The organism is Streptomyces sp. NPDC058469, assembly GCF_042721125.1.
Taxonomy (GTDB): Bacteria; Actinomycetota; Actinomycetes; order Streptomycetales; family Streptomycetaceae; genus Streptomyces.
This window is the reverse complement of the sequence record NZ_JBHXME010000012.1, coordinates 16,562-35,128: the sequence shown is the minus strand read 5'-3', so window position 1 is coordinate 35,128 and position 18,567 is coordinate 16,562. Positions and strand designations below refer to the sequence as shown.

The 18,567-nt window shown below is 69.1% G+C and carries 15 protein-coding genes and 1 pseudogene; 10 read left to right on the top strand and 6 right to left on the bottom strand.

What is annotated here, in order from left to right; genetic code table 11:
* Positions 1-73: 73 nt before the first annotated feature.
* The 7 genes from ACFWP5_RS09260 (at position 74) to ACFWP5_RS09230 (ending at position 10,628) form a co-directional block, all read left to right on the top strand.
* The gene (locus ACFWP5_RS09260; RefSeq protein WP_384152701.1) at positions 74-1,360 is read left to right on the top strand and encodes an ABC transporter substrate-binding protein; all 1,287 of its coding nucleotides are present in this window, start codon (positions 74-76) and stop codon (positions 1,358-1,360) included.
* A complete protein-coding gene (locus tag ACFWP5_RS09255) occupies positions 1,360-2,319 on the top strand; it encodes a carbohydrate ABC transporter permease (protein WP_384152698.1) in 960 nt (319 codons plus the stop codon). Before ACFWP5_RS09260 ends, ACFWP5_RS09255 begins: the two co-directional genes overlap by 1 nt.
* Before the next feature lie 13 nt (positions 2,320-2,332).
* The gene (locus tag ACFWP5_RS09250; protein ID WP_384152695.1) at positions 2,333-3,196 is read left to right on the top strand and encodes a carbohydrate ABC transporter permease; all 864 of its coding nucleotides are present in this window, start codon (positions 2,333-2,335) and stop codon (positions 3,194-3,196) included.
* Positions 3,196-6,156, top strand: coding sequence for a glycoside hydrolase family 2 TIM barrel-domain containing protein (locus ACFWP5_RS09245; RefSeq protein WP_384152693.1), 2,961 nt, complete (start codon positions 3,196-3,198; stop codon positions 6,154-6,156). Before ACFWP5_RS09250 ends, ACFWP5_RS09245 begins: the two co-directional genes overlap by 1 nt.
* 68 nt (positions 6,157-6,224) lie before the next feature.
* Entirely contained in the window at positions 6,225-8,081 is a 1,857-nt protein-coding gene (locus tag ACFWP5_RS09240) for a LamG-like jellyroll fold domain-containing protein (protein ID WP_384152689.1), read from the top strand.
* A gap of 34 nt (positions 8,082-8,115) precedes the next feature.
* Positions 8,116-9,789, top strand: a complete 1,674-nt coding sequence (locus ACFWP5_RS09235) for a PHP domain-containing protein (RefSeq protein ID WP_384152686.1) — start codon at positions 8,116-8,118, stop codon at positions 9,787-9,789.
* The gene (locus ACFWP5_RS09230; protein WP_384152683.1) at positions 9,789-10,628 is read left to right on the top strand and encodes a hypothetical protein; all 840 of its coding nucleotides are present in this window, start codon (positions 9,789-9,791) and stop codon (positions 10,626-10,628) included. The genes ACFWP5_RS09235 and ACFWP5_RS09230 overlap by 1 nt, the downstream gene beginning before the upstream one ends.
* 91 nt (positions 10,629-10,719) lie before the next feature.
* On the opposite strand, the gene ACFWP5_RS09225 is transcribed toward ACFWP5_RS09230, so the two are convergent.
* From ACFWP5_RS09225 to ACFWP5_RS09210, 4 genes are all read right to left on the bottom strand, one after another.
* Positions 10,720-11,175: a MaoC family dehydratase gene (locus ACFWP5_RS09225; protein WP_384152680.1), complete on the bottom strand. Its 456-nt coding sequence runs from the start codon at positions 11,173-11,175 to the stop codon at positions 10,720-10,722.
* A 69-nt stretch (positions 11,176-11,244) separates the two neighbouring features.
* Positions 11,245-12,852: a long-chain fatty acid--CoA ligase gene (locus tag ACFWP5_RS09220; protein WP_384152677.1), complete on the bottom strand. Its 1,608-nt coding sequence runs from the start codon at positions 12,850-12,852 to the stop codon at positions 11,245-11,247.
* Between the two features lie 10 nt (positions 12,853-12,862).
* Positions 12,863-13,732 (bottom strand): amidohydrolase family protein, encoded by an 870-nt coding sequence (locus ACFWP5_RS09215; RefSeq protein ID WP_384152867.1) that lies wholly within the window; start codon positions 13,730-13,732, stop codon positions 12,863-12,865.
* Between the two features lie 47 nt (positions 13,733-13,779).
* Positions 13,780-14,697 carry an SDR family NAD(P)-dependent oxidoreductase gene (locus tag ACFWP5_RS09210; RefSeq protein ID WP_384152674.1) on the bottom strand — a complete coding sequence of 306 codons (918 nt, stop codon included), beginning with the start codon at positions 14,695-14,697 and terminating at the stop codon, positions 13,780-13,782.
* 251 nt (positions 14,698-14,948) lie between these two features.
* Here ACFWP5_RS09210 and ACFWP5_RS09205 point away from each other — a divergent pair, with 251 nt between their 5' ends.
* From ACFWP5_RS09205 to ACFWP5_RS09195, 3 genes and pseudogenes are all read left to right on the top strand, one after another.
* Positions 14,949-15,374 carry a MarR family winged helix-turn-helix transcriptional regulator gene (locus ACFWP5_RS09205; protein WP_384152864.1) on the top strand — a complete coding sequence of 142 codons (426 nt, stop codon included), beginning with the start codon at positions 14,949-14,951 and terminating at the stop codon, positions 15,372-15,374.
* A gap of 20 nt (positions 15,375-15,394) precedes the next feature.
* Positions 15,395-16,219 (top strand): IclR family transcriptional regulator, encoded by an 825-nt coding sequence (locus ACFWP5_RS09200; RefSeq protein ID WP_384152671.1) that lies wholly within the window; start codon positions 15,395-15,397, stop codon positions 16,217-16,219.
* Positions 16,220-16,346: 127 nt separating this feature from the next.
* A pseudogene (locus ACFWP5_RS09195) lies at positions 16,347-16,681 on the top strand (MMPL family transporter); the annotation flags it as partial.
* 5 nt (positions 16,682-16,686) lie between these two features.
* On the opposite strand, the gene ACFWP5_RS09190 reads toward ACFWP5_RS09195, so the two are convergent.
* A complete protein-coding gene (locus ACFWP5_RS09190; RefSeq protein WP_384152668.1) occupies positions 16,687-16,902 on the bottom strand; it encodes a hypothetical protein in 216 nt (71 codons plus the stop codon).
* Between the two features lie 33 nt (positions 16,903-16,935).
* Positions 16,936-18,459 carry a ferric reductase-like transmembrane domain-containing protein gene (locus tag ACFWP5_RS09185; protein ID WP_384152665.1) on the bottom strand — a complete coding sequence of 508 codons (1,524 nt, stop codon included), beginning with the start codon at positions 18,457-18,459 and terminating at the stop codon, positions 16,936-16,938.
* Positions 18,460-18,567 lie beyond the last annotated feature (108 nt).

Sequence of the window (18,567 nt, the reverse complement as noted above, 5' to 3'; positions counted from 1 at the left end):
TAAGTCCCCCCACTTCAGTCCCTCGTATGCACGACCCGAACAGATCGAACAGATCCGAAAGGCGGTGGGAGCTGTGCGGCTCTCACGAAGAGGCCTGCTCCGTGCGGGCCTGGCCGGTACGGCCGCCACGGCGCTCGGCGGCCTGGCGTCCGGCTGTGCCGTTCCAGCCGGTTCCACCGGCCGGAACATGGTCCTGTGGTACTGGGACGGCGGCCTCGGCGACACGGTCCTGAAGAAGGCCAAGGCCCGTTACGACAGTTCCGTCGACCTCCAGGCCATCAAGATCGGCGGTTACTACCGGTCCAAGCTGCTCACCACGATGGCCGGCCGCGCCCACGTCCCCGACATCGCCGGCCTCAAGGGCGAGGACATGGCGTCCTATCTGCCCAACTCCGAGCAGTTCGTAGACCTCAGGACACTCGGCGCGGACAAGTACAAGAGCCAGTTCCTCACGTGGAAGTGGGAGCAGGGCATCGCCGACGACGGCACGATGGTCGGCTTCCCGATCGACTGCGGCCCGGTGGCGCACTTCTACCAGTACGCCGTGTTCCGCAAGGCGGGGCTGCCGTACGAACCCGCCGACGTGTCCCGGGAGTTGAACACCTGGGAGAAGTTCTTCGCGGCGGGCGAGCAGCTCAGGAACCGGATCCCCGGGACCTCCATGGTCACCGACGTCAACAGCGTCTTCGAGAACGTGGTGCAGCAGGGCAGCAAGCGCTACGTCGACAAGGACCGCCACTTCATCGGCAACCAGGAGCATGTGCGCCACGCCTGGGCGCTCGCCGTGGAGGCCAAGCAGCGCAAGATCGTCTCCAACCTCGTCAGCGGTACCCCCGACCAGTTGTCGGCCGTGGACGACGGCAAGCTGCCCAGTCAGCTGGGCGCCTCCTGGGCTACCAACGACATCAAGACCGGCAACCCGAAGACCAAGGGCAGGTGGCGGATCGCCGACATGCCGGTGCGGCCTTCCAACAACGGCGGCTCGTTCCTGTCGATCACCAAGGAGTGTCGGGAGCCGGAGCAGGCCTTCCAGATCATCTCGTGGATGCTCGACGCGTCGAACCAGGCACAGGGGTTCGTCGACGCGGGTCTGTTCCCGTCCACGCCGGCCTCGTACGACCTGAAGCAACTGCGTGAGCCGGACGCCTTCTTCGGCGGCCAGGACACGATGGACATCTTCGGGCCCGCCGCGCAGAAGATCACGGTCGCCTACAACAGCCCGTTCGACATCGCGCTCGGGCAGCCCCTCAAGGACGAGATCAAGAACGTAGGCGTCCTCGGCAAGGACCCGAAGAAGGCCTGGAGTGACGCCATGAGCAAGTGCCGGCGCATCGCGGACCACCTGGGGGTGAGCTACTGATGGCCACCGCACTGGACAAGCCCCCGGCCGCCGTGGACAGTTCGTCCGCCTCTTCGCAGCCCAAGAGCGGGTTCCGCAAGTACTGGCATCTGTATGCCGCGATCTCCCCGTTCTATCTGCTGTTCCTCTGCTTCGGGCTGATCCCCGTCGGGTTCTCGTTCTACCTCTCCCTCCACCGCTGGGACGGCCTCGGCTCCATGGAGTGGGCAGGTCTGTCGCAGTACAAGTACCTGCTGAGCGACACCGACTTCTGGAACTCGATCGGCAACACCCTCATCATCTGGGCGCTGGCCACCTTCCCCATGATCTTCCTCGCGATGATCACGGCCGTGATGCTCAACTCGGCGGTCCGCTTCAAGAACGTGTACCGCTTCGCCTACTTCCTCCCGAACGTCACCTCGGTGGTGGCGATCGCCATCGTCTTCGGCTCGGTGTTCTCCACCAACTTCGGCCTGGTGAACGCCCTGTTGCAGGCTGTGGGCATCGACCAGATCGCCTGGCTGAACACCCCGTGGGGCATCAAGATCGCCATCGCGACCCTGATGACCTGGCAGTGGACCGGCTACAACGCGATCATCTTCCTCGCCGGTCTGCAGACCATCCCCAGCGAGGTGTACGAGGCGGCGCGGATGGACGGCGCCGGGCCCGTGCAGACGTTCTTCCGGATCACGCTGCCGATGATGCGGCCGGTGCTGCTGTTCGTCCTCGTCATCTCGACGGTCACCGGTCTGCAGAGCTTCTCCGAACCACAGGTGCTGCTGCAGAACACCTCGAACGACTCGACGTTCGCGGGCGGTCCGGGCCACTCCGGCCAGACGATGGTCCTCTACTTCTTCCAACAGACCTTCGACAACAACGACTTCGGTTACGGCGCCGCCGTGGCCTGGGGCATCTTCCTCGTCGTCATCATCTTCTCCATCGTCAACTGGCGCCTGGTGCAGCGCCGGGGCGAAGACTAGGGAGTCGGTCACCATGTCATTCCTCCAAGGCACACGGCGACCGAAGGCGATCCGGGGCACCCGGAGCCGCGGCGTCGCCCTGCATGTCTCCCTGATCCTGGGCGTGTTGCTCTCGGCCTTCCCGTTCTACTGGGCCGTGATCATGTCGACGCACACCTCGTCGGAGATCTTCTCCTACCCGCCGAAGCTGCTGCCCGGCACGCACTTCCTGGAGAACGTGCGCAGCCTCTTCGACAACATCGACTTCTTCGGCTCGATGTTCAACTCGGTGCTGGTGGCGGGATCGGTGACCTTCCTGGTCCTGTTCTTCGACTCGCTGGCCGCGTTCGTCTTCGCCAAGTTCCAGTTCCCCGGCAAGAACGTGCTGTTCGCGCTGCTGATGGTCATCTTCATGGTGCCGGCGCAGCTCGCGGCCATCCCGCAGTTCGTGATCATGGCGAAGCTCGGCTGGATCGGCTCGATGACCGCGCTGATCGTGCCGGCGGCGGCCAACGCGTTCGGCATCTTCTGGATGCGCCAGTACATGAAGAGCGCGATCCACGACGAACTCCTCGACGCCTCCCGCATCGACGGCGCGAACTTCCTGCGCCAGTACTGGCACGTGGCCCTCCCGGTGGTCCGGCCGGGCCTCGCCTTCCTCGGCATCTTCACCTTCATGGGCCAGTGGAACGACTACGCCTGGCCCCTGATCGCCCTCACCAACCCGAACAACGTGACGCTCCAGGTCGCGCTGTCCCAGCTCAACGGCACCCACGGCACCACCGACTACGGAATGGTCATGACCGGCGCGCTGCTCGCTCTCGTCCCCCTGCTGATCGTGTTCGCGGTCGGCGCCAAGCAGATCATCGGCGACCTCGGCAAGGGAGCCATCCGCTGATGACCGACCCGCTGCTCGCGCTCCGCCCCTGGGAGTCACCCGAGGTGACCTCCTGGGGGCGGTTGCCCATGTCCGCCGTAGACCGCCGCGCGAATGCCGTGTCCCTCGACGGGGACTGGCGCTTCCAGCTGCTGCCGGCGCCCGACGCCGCGCTGGGGGACGCCTGGTCGTCGGCGTACGTGCCGGGCGTATGGACCATGCAGGATACGGACGACCTTCCGCAGTACACGAACGTCCGTATGCCGTATACAGAATTCCCTCCGCTGTCGCCGGCCGCCAATCCGACGGGTGTGTACGAGCGTGAGATCGACGTCCCGGCCGACTGGGCCGGGCGGCGGATCGTGCTCCAGGTCGGGGCCGCCGAGAGCGTGCTGCTCGTGCACGTGGACGGGCGGCCCGTCGGCATCTCCAAGGACTCCCACCTCGCGGCCGACTTCGACCTCTCGGACGTCGTACGTCCCGGCGAGCGGGCCACCGTACGGCTGACCGTCGTCAAGTGGTCGGACTCCTCGCACATCGAGGACCAGGACCAGTGGTGGCACGGGGGCGTCACCCGCTCGGTGCTGCTGTACGCGACCGATCCGCTGTATCTCGCGGACGTGACCGTCCGGGCGTCCTACGACGGCGAGCTGCGGGTCGACTGCCAGGTGCGGGACGCGGGCGGCGCGCTGCCCGCCGGGTGGTACGTCAGCGGTGATCTCGACGGTCAACTCCTCACCCAGGACGAGGAGTTCGACCGGTTCAACACCGAGGACGACCGTGTCTCCGACTTCCTCGGCGAGGCCCGCATGCGCACCTCGGTGCCCGAGGTCCGCACCTGGAACGCCGAGACACCCGAGCTGTACGGCCTCACCGTCCGGCTGCACCGCGCCGACGGAACGGTGGCCGACTCGTCGTACCGGCGCATCGGTTTCCGTGACGTGGAGATCGTCGGGCGGGACCTGCTGGTCAACGGCGAGCGCGTGTTCATCCGGGGCGTCAACCGGCACGACTTCCATCCGCTGACCGGCCGCACGGTGTCGTACGACGACATGCGCGCGGACCTGGTCCTCCTCAAGCGGTTCGGCTTCAACGCGGTCCGCACCTCGCACTACCCGAACGACCCTGCGCTCTACGACCTCGCCGACGAGCTGGGCTTCTACGTCGTCGACGAGGCGGACATCGAGTCGCACGACCACGCGCACGAGATCGCGGACGACCCGCGCTATCTGAACGCGTTCGTGGACCGGACGGCGCGGATGGTGCTGCGCGACAAGAACCACCCCTCGGTCATCGTCTGGTCGCTCGGCAACGAGTCCGACTACGGCGCCAATCACGACGCGGCGGCCGGCTGGGTCCGGCGGCACGATCCCACCAGACCGATCCAGTACGAGGGCGCGGCCAAGCGCGGCTGGGCCGACCCGGACCTCGCCTCCGACATCGCGTGCCCGATGTACGCGTCGCTGGAGGACTGTGTCGCGCACGCGCTGTCCGGTGAGCAGACCAAGCCGTTGATCCAGTGCGAGTACTCCCACGCGATGGGCAACAGCAACGGAACCCTCGCGGACCACTGGGCTGCCATCGAGTCGACCCCGGGTCTTCAGGGCGGCTTCATCTGGGAGTTCTGGGACCACGGGATCCTGCAACGTGTGAGCGACGGAAGACCCACCGGCCGCGCGGGCGCCGGACTGTATGACAACGGTGTCGCCGCGCCCGGTCATCGCTGGGCGTACGGCGGTGACTTCGGCGAGACGATCCACGACGGCGCGTTCATCGCGGACGGCGTGGTGTTTCCCGACCGCACGCCCAAGCCGGTCATGTTCGAGCACCGGGAGATCGCGGCGCCGGTGCGCATCGAGTGCTTCCGGCACGAGGGCATCGTCCTCGGCAACCACCAGCACTTCCGGGGCCTCGACTGGCTGTCCGGTACTTGGGAGTTGGCCCTCGCGGACGGCCGCACGCTGACCGCTCCGGCCGAACTGCCCGTCCTGTGCCCGGGTGAGACGTTGGCCGTACCGCTGCCGTTCGAGCTGCCCCAGGACGGCGGCGAGGCCTGGCTGACGCTGCGCGTGACGACGGCCGAGGACCAGGCGTGGGCGCCGCGCGGCACGGACGTGTGCGCACCCCAGGTACGGCTGCGGGCCGCAACTCCCGCGACACCGACGGTGGTTGGCGGCGGCCGGGTCGAGGTCGACGGCGAGGGCCTCCTGCTCCACCCGCTGTTGACGGTCGCCCCGACCCTTTCCCTGTGGCGGGCGCCCACCGACAACGACGAATTGGGCGGCATGGCCTCGCGCTGGCGGACCTGGGGGCTCGACTCACTGGTCCGCAAGATCGTTTCGGTACGGCGTGACGGTGAGCGAAGCGAGATGGGGGTCCCCCCGGCCGAAAGCTGGGGGAGGGTGACGACGGTCGCCGAGTACGCCGGGGCCGTCGGTGTGGTCCGGCACTGTCAGGTGTTCACGCCGGTGGAGGGCGGGGTCCGGGTCGAGGAATCGGTCGAGCTGCCCGAGGAGTTCGTCGACGTGGCCCGGGTCGGCACCGTGTTCGAGACGGTGCCGGGGCTCGATCTGCTGGAGTGGTTCGGCCGGGGTCCCTGGGAGTCGTACCCCGACCGCAGCACGGGCGCGCCCGTGGGCCACCACTCGGTCCCCGTCGACGAGTTGTTCACCCCGTATCTGCGGCCGCAGGAGAGCGGTGGCCGGCACGGGGTACGGCGGTTCACGCTGTCGGCACCGGACGCCACCGGTCTCTCGGTCGACCTCGACGAGCCCCGCCAGGTCTCGGTGACCCGCCATCGCGCCGAGGACCTGACCGCCGCACGGCATCACGACGAGCTGGTGCCGCGTGCGTCCTGCGTGGTGCAAGTCGACGCGGTGCACCGGGGGTTGGGCACGGCGTCGTGCGGCCCCGACACTTCACCGAAGTATCTCGTCGCACCGGGTGTCCATCGCTGGAGCTGGACCCTGCGCGTTCTCTGAAGCCTCGGCTTCCAACTCCCCCGCTTTGAACTCCCCGGCTTTCACGAGCACTTACCCACGGAGCACACGTGTGTACTTCGCATGAGCACGAGCACGACCACGAGCAGGTCGAGACAGCCCAGGCCGGCGCCGGACGGCGCAGTTTCCTCCGGGCGACCGCGCTGCTCGGCGCCGCCGCCACGGCCGGCGTCACGCTGCCGACCGTCGCCGAAGCGGCCCCGGCGACGGCGAGTTGGCGACCCGACACCGACAGCCGGCGCTTCACGCTCGCCGTGATGCCGGACACCCAGTACCTCTTCGACGGGCCGAGCATCGACAAGGCGCCGATCGAGGCCTCGCTGCGCTATCTCCTGGAGCACGGCAAGGACGAGAACATCGTGTTCCTGTCCCACCTGGGCGACCTGACGCAGAACGGCGCGAAGCCCGAATTCGCCGCGATCGGGGAGGCGTTCAGGCTGCTGGACCGGCGGGGCGTCGGCTACAGCGTGCTGGCCGGCAACCACGACGTGAACTCGTCGACCGACGACCAGCGCGGCTCGTCGCCTTACCTGGACACGTTCGGGCCGCAGCGGTTCAAGGGCGCGCGCACGTTCGGCGGGGCGTCCACCGACGGCTACAACACGTATCACCTCTTCGAGGCGGCGGGCCGCGAGTGGATGGTGCTGGCGCTGGACTGGCGGCTGTCGGCGAAGGGGTACGCGTGGGCAAAGAGCGTCCTGGCCCAGCACCCGCACACGCCGGTGATCCTGACGACGCACGAACTGGTCGTCGAGGACGACCAACTGTCTGCTTACGGACAGCAGTTGTGGGACCAGTTGATCGAGGACCACGACCAGATCTTCCTCACGCTCAACGGACACTACTGGCCCGCCGGCCGGGCGACGCGCAAGAACGCGGCGGGCAACGACGTCCACCTGCACCTGACGAACTATCAGAACCGCTACTTCGGCGGCGCGGCGATGATTCGCCTCTACCGCTTCGACCTCGACCGCGGGGTCATCGACGTCGAGACGGTCTCCCCGTGGATCCTCGGCCGGGCGGCGAAGGGCCTCAACGAGCTGGAGCGCCAGGAGATCGAACTCAGCGGCGACGCCGACCGGTTCTCCGTCGGCATCGACTTCGCGGACCGCTTCGCCGGCTTCGCCCCGGTCCCCGCCCGTCCGTCGCGCCCCACCTCGAAGATCCTCGTCCCCGGCACGGTGGCGTACTGGCGCTTCGACGGACACTCCGACGCCACGGCCGTCTCGGGCACCGTCCGCGACCAGTCGGGACGCGGCAACGACCTCACCCTCGTCACGGTCGGCGGCGGAGCCCTGAACTGGTCCTCGGACCACCACCCCGACCAACCGGGCCACGGCAGCCTGGAGTTCACTGGCTTCAAGTCACCGCTGAAGGGCGCGTATCTGCGCACGGTCGACGGGGCTCCTCTCAACTCGGCGACGTTCAAGCGGGGTTACACGATCGAGGCGTTCTACCGGCTGCCCGCCGACTGGGACCCCGACCACAACGCCTGGTCCGGGTTGGTGAGTCGGACCGGTACCGGTGGAGCCGCCGGCAAGACCGGGGACGACCCGGACGAGCCCCTCGCGACGCTCTCGCTCTCCAACGACCGCGAACCGCAGTGGGCGGTACGCCCGTTGAACCAGGAGGGCATCGCCAGCAACTGGGGCCAGGAGACCCCGCTGGAGACCTGGTGGCACCTCGCTGTCGTCAACGACGGCAAGCACACCACGCTGTACGTCGAGGGCTGCCCGGTCGTGCGCAATCCGACCGCGACCGCCGTGGGGCTCACGTCGGTCGGGCTGCCCTGGCTGCTCGGCGGCTACGAGTACGCCGGGAAGATCGACCAGATCCTGCACGGCCGGCTCGGCGACGTCCGGATCGTCGAACGGGCGCTGCCCGTCACCTCCTTCATGAACCACTGACAGCCCTCCAGCCTCCAGAGGACTTCGAACCATCATGACCGAGCAGCAGCTGCCCACCTGGGCCGACCCGTCCGTCTCCCCCGCCGCCCTCGACGCACAGGGCGTCTCCCGACGCCAACTCCTGCGCCGCGCGGGCCTGTTCGGCGCCGCGTTCACCCTCGGCGCGGGCCCGCTCGCCACCTCCGCGTCGGCGTCCGTGCGCGGCTACGGCGGCAACGACCCGCGTCTCGCCTACCTCGTCGGCGACCATCACGTGCACTCCGTGTACAGCCACGACGCGAAGTACACGTTCTCCCAGCAGGCCAAGGCAGCCGCGAAGTACGGCCTCGACTGGATGGTGTTCAACGAGCACTCCAACTTCGGACACGCCTCCTACGGCGCCCAGTTGGAGCACGCCGAGATCCTCAAGGCGCGCGCCGCGAATCCCCGCCAGCTGATCTTCCAGGGCCTGGAGTGGTACATCCCGGCCGCCGAGCACTGCACGGTGTTCGCCGCGCCCGGCCGCCACGAGGTGGATCTGCTCACGCAGTTCGAACTCGCCTACGACGGCAAGCTGTTGGCCTACGACAAGGGCGGCGTCGCCGACGCGGACACCGCCCGCAACGAGGCGCACGCCGTGAAGGCCGTCAAGTGGCTGGCAGAGCAACGCCGTTCGGGCTATGTCGACGACGTCCTCGTCCTCGCCAACCACCCGCTGCGCCTGGGCATCGACTCCCCGCACGAGATGCGCAATTGGCGGGACGCGGCCCCCGAGATCATGATCGGCATGGAGGGCGCACCCGGCGCCCAGGGCGCGGCCCTCCCCGGCTGGCGCGGTGCGACCTCGGTCCGCGGCGAGTACGAGAACAAGCCGTCCGCCCAGTCCTGGTCGGGCTATCCGGCGGACGCGTATGTGACGTACGGCGGTTTCGACTGGGCTACGGCGACCGTCGGCGGCCTGTGGGACTCGATGCTGGCCGAGGGCCGGCTGTTCTCGATCACCACCAACTCCGACAACCACCGTACGGTCTACGACACTTGGGCCAACGGCGCCTGGCCCGACGGGCAGAACTTCGACAACACCGGCAAGCTGCCCGACCCGGTGAACACCGACTCCCCGCAGCCCGGCAGCGACTTCTGGCCCGGCGAGTTCAGCCGCACCCATGTGGGCGTGACCCGCTACGGCTACCGCGAGGTGATGGCGGGGATGCGCGCGGGCCGGGTCTGGGTCGACCACGGGCATCTGCTGGACGGGCTCGACGTCCGCCTGAAGCGCGACTGCGACCACGGTCAGGGCGTCACCCTGGGCGGCCGACTGCGGGTCCGCAAGGGCGACAGGCTCACGCTGAACATCACCGTGACGACCGCCTCGCGGCCCAACGCCCAGGGAATCCTGCCCGAGTTGGCGCACGTGGACGTGATCCGGGGCGCGGTGCGCGGGGCGGTGTCCGACCGGGACGCGTGGCGGGCGCCGGACACGAAGGTCGTCCGTACGGCGGACGTCAGCGGCCGCAAGGGGACGTACACGCTGCGCATCCCGGTGACGGCCGGGGACGAGTCCTTCTATCTGCGGCTGCGCGGCAGCGACGGCAAGCGACACGGTGCGGGCTACCTCGGCGCCTCGGTCGACCCGCACGGCCCGATCCCCCACGAGCCCGGAAACGGTGACCCGTGGGCCGACACATGGTTCTATTCCAACCCCATCTTCGTCGACCTGGCAGGTATCTGATGAAGCGTCAACTCACTGTCCTCGCTGGCTTATTGGGTGCTCTCACGCTCGGCGTGAGCACCGCCTCGGCGGCCGGATCCCCCTGGGTGGAGACCGGCACGGCCTACACCGGCAGTCTCGGCGGCGGTGAGGGCGTCGCCAGTCAGGCGGACGGCTCGCTGCTGTACCGCGGGTTGGCGTCCATCCCGCTGGATCTGCGCATCCAGGGCTGGAACCACATCGGTGACCCGGACATCGCGAACGGCTACGTCTTCGACGCCTACCAGGCCGCCGACACGGGCACGTCCAAGATGTTCGCGGTCACCACGCCGTCCGGGACGCGCTACTCGTACGTGCACACGCTGGACTCGGGCGAGAAGATCAACAACTCGTTCGACGCGATCTCGCCCGACACGCAGTGGATGGTGTCGGGCGAGTGGGGCGACCAGTCCAGACTCCAGGTCTTCCCCACGCCCCTGCTCAACCCGTCGACCCCGGCGACGGGCGGGGCGCTGCCGCAGGCCGGGCAGATCACCCTGGACAAGACGGTGAACGACGTCCAGGGCTGCGACTTCGTGACGGACACCCGCCTGGTGTGCGTCTCGGACGACGCGTCGGGGACCAAGTTCCCCGAGATCCGCCCGCTCCTCCAGGTCGACCTGCCGCACAAGCTGGACGGGCAGCCGACCACCGGCACGGTCACCAGTCTGTTCGCGCTGCCCCAACGCAGTATCTGCACGGGCACGTTCGAGGCCGAGGGCATCGACTACGACGTGAACAGCGGCACACTCCGGGCCGAGGTCGTACAGCCCGGCGTGTGCCAGGTGTCGACGAGCGTCTACTCGTACAAGCAGCAGTAGACAAACGGCTGTAGACAGACGGCTGTAGACAAACAGCAGTAGGCAGGCAGCAGTGGGCAAGCGACCGTAGACAGGCAGCAGTAGCGGTCGGTCAGGCGTAGAACCGCGAGAGACTCTGCAGGACGGCGGCGGGCTTCGGCCCGCCGTCGATCTCGATCGTCCCGTCGACGGCGACCTGCACCCCACCCGGTACGTCCTCGACCGAGGCGAGCTTCGCGACCAGCCGGATACGGGAGCCGACCTTTACCGGTGCGGGGAAACGCACCTTGTTCAGGCCGTAGTTGACCTTCGTGGACACGCCCTCGACGTCCAACAGCTCGGTGAAGAGCGGGATGAAGAGGGAGAGGGTCAGATAGCCGTGCGCGATGGGCGCGCCGAACGGTCCCGCCGCCGCCTTCTCCGGGTCCACGTGGATCCACTGGTGGTCGCCGGTCGCGTCGGCGAAGGTGTTGATGCGCTCCTGGGTGACCTCGATCCACTCGCTGGTGCCGAGGTCGCTGCCCGCGAGCTTCTTGAGTTCGTCGAGGCCGTTGACGGTGATGCTCATAAGTAGCCTGTCCTTCAAGGGAGTTGAGGGAGTTGAGGGAGTCAGGGAGCCAAGGGAGTTGCCGGTCGCTCATCGGTCGCCGAAGCGCTTGCGCACCCGGGACTTGAGGAGCTTTCCGGAGGCGGTGCGCGGGAGTTCGTCCGCGACCACCATCGACTTGGGGATCTTGTACTTGGCGAGCCGGCCGGCCAGCGACGCGAGCACCTCGTCGGGGTCCGGCGAGGCGCCTTCGCGCGGCACGACGACCGCGCGCGGCACCTCGCCCCACTTGTCGTCCGCGACCCCGATGACCGCGCACTCCACGATGTCGGGATGGGCGAGGAGCAGGTCCTCGATCTCGGCGGGATAGATGTTCTCCCCACCGGAGATGATCATGTCCTTCATACGGTCGACGATGTACACGTACCCGTCCTCGTCGGTCCGTGCCGCGTCCCCGCTGCGGAACCAGCCGTCGGCGAAGACCGCGGCCGTCTCCTCGGGCAACCCCCAGTAACCGGGCATCACATGGGGCCCACGCACCACGACCTCGCCGGTCTCGCCGACGTCGGCGGGGGTGAGGTCCGGCCGCACGACCCGTACGTCGCTGAAGAAATGCGGTACGCCCGCCGAACCGGCCTTGGTCACCGCGTGTTCGGCGTCCAGGAACAGGGTCCCTGGCGCGGCCTCCGTCATGCCGTAGCCCTGGAGGAAGGTCAGGCCGCGCTCCTGGTAGGCGGCGATCAGCGGGGACGGGACCGGGGAGCCGCCGCAGGTGAGGATGCGCAGCGAGGAGAGGTCGGCGTCGGCCCAGCGCGGGTGCCGGGCCAGCTGGTCGAACATCGTCGGCACCCCGAACATGAAGGTGATCCGGTGCTGTTCGATCAGGTCGAAGGTGGCCGCGGGGTCGAAGGCCTCGACCAGGACGCAGGTGCCGCCCTTGAGAAGCACCGGCAGGGTGAGCATGTTGAGGCCGGCCGTGTGGAACAACGGGGCGGAGACCAGGGCGCGTTCGTCGGCGATCAAGTCGGTGTCGACGAGGACGTTGATCGCGTTCCAGGCCAGGTTGCCGTGGGTGAGCATGGCGCCCTTGGGGCGGCCGGTCGTGCCCGAGGTGTACATGATGATGCAGGTGTCGTCGGCCGTGACGGGCTCGTCGATCGGCTCCGCCGAGGCCGCGTCGAGCAACTCCTCGTATTCCGGACCGACTTCGACGTAGATGCGTACGTCGGTGCTGCCCGGAAGTCCGGCGACGAGACCGGCGTGCGTCGGGCCGTAGACGAGGATCTTGGTGCCGGAGTCGGCGAGTTGGTGGGCGATCTCGGGGCCGGCGAGGCGGGTGTTGAGGGGGACGAAGACCGCGCCGAGGATGCCGGCCGCGAACAGGGTCTCCAGGTAGGAGGGGTGGTTGGGGCCGAGGTAGGCGACGCGGTCGCCGCGGCGGAGGCCTCGGGCGCGCAGGACGTGGGCCAGGCGGGTGGTTCGTGTATGCAATGTGCCGTAGTCCATCGACGAACCGTTGCCGACTGTCGACGAACTACCGTGCCCCGTCGACGATCCACCGGCGACCGTCGACGAACTACCGTGATCCGCCGACGATCCACCGCCGACCGTGGACAATCCACCGTGGACCAGGGCTGTGCGGTGCGGGGTCTTGCGGGCCCGGCGTGCGGGCCACGACCCCAGTCCCTCGTTGCGCATCCGGCGCCCCTTACGTCAGTCCGAGCAGGCGGGCGGCGTTCTCCTTGAGGATCTTCGGCTTGACCTCGTCCTTGATCGGCAGCTTCTCGAAGTCGGCGAGCCAGCGGTCCGGGGTGAGGACGGGGTAGTCGGAGCCGAAGAGGACCTTGTCCTTCAGCAGGGTGTTGGCGTACTGCACCAGTTGCGGCGGGAAGTACTTCGGCGACCAGCCGGACAGGTCGATGTGGACGCCCGGCTTGTGCGTGGCGACGGCGAGGGCCTCGTCCTGCCAGGGGAAGGACGGGTGCGCCAGGATGATCTTGAGGTGCGGGAAGTCGGCGGCGACGTCGTCGACATGGAGAGGGTTGCTGTACTTCAGGCGGATCCCGCCGCCTCCCGGCACGCCCGCGCCGATGCCCGTCTGGCCCGTGTGGAAGAGGGCGATGGCACCCGTCTCCTCGATGACCTCGTACAGGTCGTAGGCGACGGCCCGGTCGTTGGGGAAGAAGCCCTGGATGTTGGGGTGGAACTTGAAGCCCTTGACCCCGTACTCCTCGACCAGGCGGCGGGCCTGCTTCACGCCCGCCCTGCCCCGGAAGGGGTCGATGGAGGCGAAGGGGATGAGGACGTCCGGGTTGGCGGCGGCGGCCTCGGCGACCTCCTCGTTCGGGACGGGCTCGGTGCCGGTCGCGGACTCGGCGTCGACCGTGAAGATCACCGCGGCCATCTTGCGCTCGCGGTAGTACGCGGCGGTCTCCTCCAGGGTCGGCTTCCGCTTGCCCTCGACCTTGAAGTAGGCGGAGGAGGCGTCGTGCAGGTCGTCGTCCAGGGAGGAGTGGCCCTTGGAGGACACCTCGGCGTGGGTGTGGACGTCGATCGCGACGAGTTCACCGATGTCCATAGCCACGTCCGTACCGACGTCCGTACCGACGTCCGTACCGATGTCCATCACGCCTCCGGCAGCTTCGGTGCGGGGATGCCGACCGACTGGAGTTCGGCGCCGACCGAGGTGGGGAAGGCGTCGGCCAGGGTGTCAGGGGTCCAGCCGCCGTCGGCGTAGGCCGCGCTGATCTCCTGCGGGTGGGACCAGAGTGCCACCTTGTCGCCGCCGATGCCGATGGCCTGGCCGGTGATGCCGCGCGCGGCCTCGGAGGCGAGGTAGGGGACGAGGGCGGCACAGTCCTCGGGGGTGCCGAAGCCCTCGCCCTTGCGGAGGAAGTCCGGCAGCGGGTCGCCGTTCTTCATGGCCTCGATGTACGGGGCGAACGCGGGGATCGTCTCGGTCATGGCGGTCGCGGCGACCGGCACGATCGCGTTGACGGTGATGCCCGCGCGACCCAGTTCCATCGACCAGGTACGGGCGAAGGCGGCGATGCCCGCCTTGGCGGCCGAGTAGTTCGTCTGGCCGAAGTTGCCGCGCTGCCCGGCCGGCGAGCCGACCAGGATCAGGCTGCCGCCCTCGCCCTGCTCGCGCATCCGTACGGCGGCGGCGCGGGCGCAGGTGAAGGTGCCCTTGAGGTGGGTGGTGATCACCGCGTCGAAGTCCTCGTCGGTCATCTTCCACAGCACCTTGTCGCGCAGGATGCCCGCGTTGGTGACCAGGATGTCGAGCCGCCCGAACTCCTCGACGGCACGGTTCACCAGCCGCTCGGCGGCCTCGGTCGTACCGACGGGGACCACCTCGGCGACGGCGGTTCCGCCCGCCTCGTCGATGGACTTCACGGCCTGCTGGGCCACCGCCTCGTCGATGTCGTTGACGACCACGGACGCGCCGTGGGCGGCCAGGGCGTGCGCGTAGGCGAGGCCGAGGCCCCGGCCACTGCCGGTGACGACGGCGACCTTGCCGGTCAGATCGATGCTGGGCACGAGCGGTCCCTTCACAAGACGAGGCTGCGGTACGACACACCGGGACCGTGACTGCGAACGGCACCGGTGCGGCTACGAGATCGAAGCTAAGAGCAATAATTGTTGACGTCAATAGTTGTTGCCGATGGACCATGTGCGTCAGACTGGCCACGAACCACCGCGCGCCCCGCCCGGGGCCTCGACCCAGGGAGCCCGCCATCACCCGCCAGCCGCACACCGCGAACCCCCCGATCGACGCGCACGAGCCGTGGATGCGCGGGCTGCACGCGGACACGGGCTACCTCATGTACCGGCTGGGCCTGCGCTCCGGCCAGCTCTTCAACACGTTCCTCCAGGAGTCGGGCCTGCGCCTGCGCCACTACGCGCTGCTCCGCTTCCTGGCCACGTCCGAGGGCACCCTCCAGCGCGAACTGAGCACCCGGCTCGGCTACGACCCGAGCGCGATCGTCGGCCTGGTCGACGACCTGGAGAAGCTGGGATTCGCCGAGCGCCGCCCTTCCCCCGACGACCGGCGCAGCCGCATCGTGGTCCTGACGGCGGACGGCCGCGGCTTCCTGCGCGACACCGACGAGGCGGGCCTGCGCGTCACGAACGAACTGCTGGACCCGCTCGACGCGACCGAGCGGGAGACCCTGCACACGCTGCTGCAACGGGTCGCCGAGGACGGACTGACCTGACACCGGACGGAGGCCCGGCCATGACCACCACCCGGTCCGCGACGACCACCGGATCCGCGCCCACCACCCGGTCCGCGACGACCACCGGATCCGCGCCCACCACGCGGTCCGCGCCCGACCGGCTGCTCGCCGTGCTCGCCGCCTTCGACCACGCGCACACGGCCCTGTCCCTGTCCGACATCAGCCGCCGCGCCGGCCTCACCCTGACCACCGCCCACCGCCTCGCGGGCGCCCTCACCGAGTGGGGCGCGCTGGAGCGGGACGCGTCGGGGGTCTACCACGTAGGCCTACGGCTGTGGGAGATCGCGGCACTCGCGCCGCGCGGCCTCGCCCTGCGTCAACTGGCCCTGCCCTACCTGGAGGACCTGTACGAATCGACGCACGAGAACGTGCAGTTGGCGGTACGGGACGGCACGGAGGTCGTCTACACCGAGTGGATCTCGGGCCGTTCGGCGGTCGGCGTACACATCCGGGTGGGCGCCCGCTGGCCACTCCACGCCACGGGCGTGGGCCTCACTCTGCTGGCCCACGGCGACCCGGACTTCCAAGAGGCCTACTGCGCCGGTCCGTTGGCGTCCTTCACGCCGTACACGATCACCGATCCGGTACGACTGCGCCGGGTGCTGGCCGAAGTCCGGCACACCGGCGTCGCGGTGAGTACCCGTCAGATCACGGACGACGCGCTGTCGGTGGCCGCTCCGGTGCGTGGACCGGGCGGTGCGGTAGTGGCCGCGGTGTCGGTGGTCGTGCCTCAAGTGGACGCGCAGGTACCGGCGTTGATCCCGGCGGTGCGGCTCGCGGCGCGCGGGATATCGCGGGCGTTGGGGTGGCGGCCGGAGGCGTGACGGCATCCTCCTCGGCACAGGGCGGATATCCCTCTCACCGGTGAGGCCAGGTCCGTGGGGTCTCGCGATACGGGAACGGCCCTTGCCCGGAGGAGCCGCTCATGCCTGTTCCGTGCTGTTCTCCGGGCTCACCGACCGGCCACCCTGGGCCGCCGCGACCGTCCTGGCCGGAATCTTCCTTCTCCTGTTCGCCTTCACCGGTTCGGTGCTGATCCCGCTGCGCCCGATCGCGACGACACTGCTCAGCCTCGGGGCCGCGCTCGGCGCCGTGGTCTGAGTCTTCCAGTACGGCCATCTCGCGGGCGTCCTCGGTGCCCAGGGGCTGGGGTGCTGCTGGTTCCGGCGACGATGGCGCTGCTCGGGCGCCGGGCCTGGTGGGCGCCGAAGCCGTTGCGCCGGGCGCACGACCGGTTCGGGCCGCGTGAAGAGACCTCCTCTGAGCGGGAGTTGGCGAACCGGTGACCGAACTACTTGTTCTCGCCCGGCTTTCCGACGTGGTCGCCGTCGCCGGGGGTGTAATCCCCGGGCTTGGCCGGCGCGCCGGAGGTGGAGAGGGAGGCGGGCGGCATGTGGTCGCCGCCGTCTCCCGACTTGCCGGTCGCGCCGGAGGCGTTGAGCTGGAAGGCGAAGAGGAGGGCGGCCACAGCGAGGGTGGCGGTGAACCAGAGGGTGATGCGTCGCATGTCGTGCTCCTGCTTGACGGGGTGGGGGCGCTGCTACCAGGCGAACTCTTCGGTGTGGACGCTGTCGCGGTGGGCACCGGCGCCACGGGCGGCCTTGCGGACGGCGGTGATCCAGGTGGTCGGGCCGCAGACGTAGATGTCCCGGTCGGCGATGTCGGGGACGAGGCTCTTTAGGACCTGGGCGTCGTCGTCGAGGTGGGCGGGACCGGGGGCCGGGCAGGCGGTGTCGGTGAGGTGGGCGGGGCCCTTGGTCCGCCAGGAGGTGTCGGCGAGGCGCGTGGCACCAGCGGATTGCCAGGTCGCGTCGGTGGGGTGGGCGGAACCCACGGCCTGCCAGGACGTGTCGGCGCGGCGTGGGCCCGGGAGGAGGATCAGCTCGACGCCTCGGTGGGCGGCGATGGTGCGGAGTTCGTCGGCGAACACGGCGTGCTCGTCCTCGCCGTAGCGATAGATGAGGGTGGCCTCGCCGGGGGCGTAGGGGACGTCTTCGAGCAGGGCGCGCATGGGGGTGATGCCGATTCCGGCGGCCATGAGGAGCATGCCGGGGTGGGTGCGGCGGCGGGCGGTGAGGGTGCCGTAGGGGCCCTCGATCAGGGCGCGGGTGCCGGGGGTGAGGCGGGCGGCGCGTTCGCTGCCGTCACCCGCTGACTTGATGGTGATGCGCAGCCGGTCCGGGGTGGGGGCGGCGGAGAGGGTGTACGGGTTGCCGCGGGACCAGCCGGGGCCGTCGAGGAAGCGCCAGACGAAGAACTGGCCGGAGGCCGTCCGCATCCTGTCCAGGCGATGGCCCTTGAGCGTGACCGACACCGTGCCCGGCGCCTCGGTGACCACGGATTCCACGCGCAGGCGGTGGTAGAGCGAGCGCCAGGCGGGCAGGGCGACGCGGTAGAGGAGGGTGGCGGCGAACGCGAAGCCGTACAGGCACCACCAGTAGACGCGGGTCCAGGTCTCGTGGAAGTCGGCGCCGTCGGTGAAGGTGTGCGGGAAGGTGGCCGCGATGCCTGCGTAGGAGTAGAGGTGCAGCAGGTGCCAGGACTCGTAGCGCAGTCGGCGGCGGGCCGCGCGGATCGAGGTGCCCACGACCATGATCAGCAGGATGGTTCCTACCGTGGCGAACAGCATCCATGAGTCGGTGACGAACAGGCGGAGGAGTGCGTCCGGTATCGCCGTGGGTTCGCGCGTGGTGCGTTCTACGGCGAACAGGACGACATGGGCGGTCATCAGCCAGAACGAGGCGAAGCCGACCAGGCGGTGTCGGCGGGTGAGCAGGTCGTGACCCCAGGAGCGTTCGACCCAGGGGATCCGGGCGAGCAGCACGACCTGGAGGATCATCAGGTCGGAGGCCAGCAGTCCGGCGAGCAGGCCGAGGGAGCCCGTCGCCCGGTCGGAGGCGGTCAAGCTGAGTGGGCCTCCCTGGTTCATCACCCACAGGGCTACGACCGCGACCACGGACAGGATCGCCAGCGCGCCGAGCGGGTCGGCGAGTGTGAACCGCCTGCTGCGAGGCGGGGCGGGCGGCTTGTGGTGCCCGCGAGGACGCTCGGTGGACAGGGTCATCGGCGGGCTTCCTTCGTCGCGAGGTCCAGGAGTGCCCCGTAGGCAGGGCGGGCTCTCACCCTTACGACGCTCTTTGTGGCCGTCTTAAGAAACTCGGCGGTCGGGAGG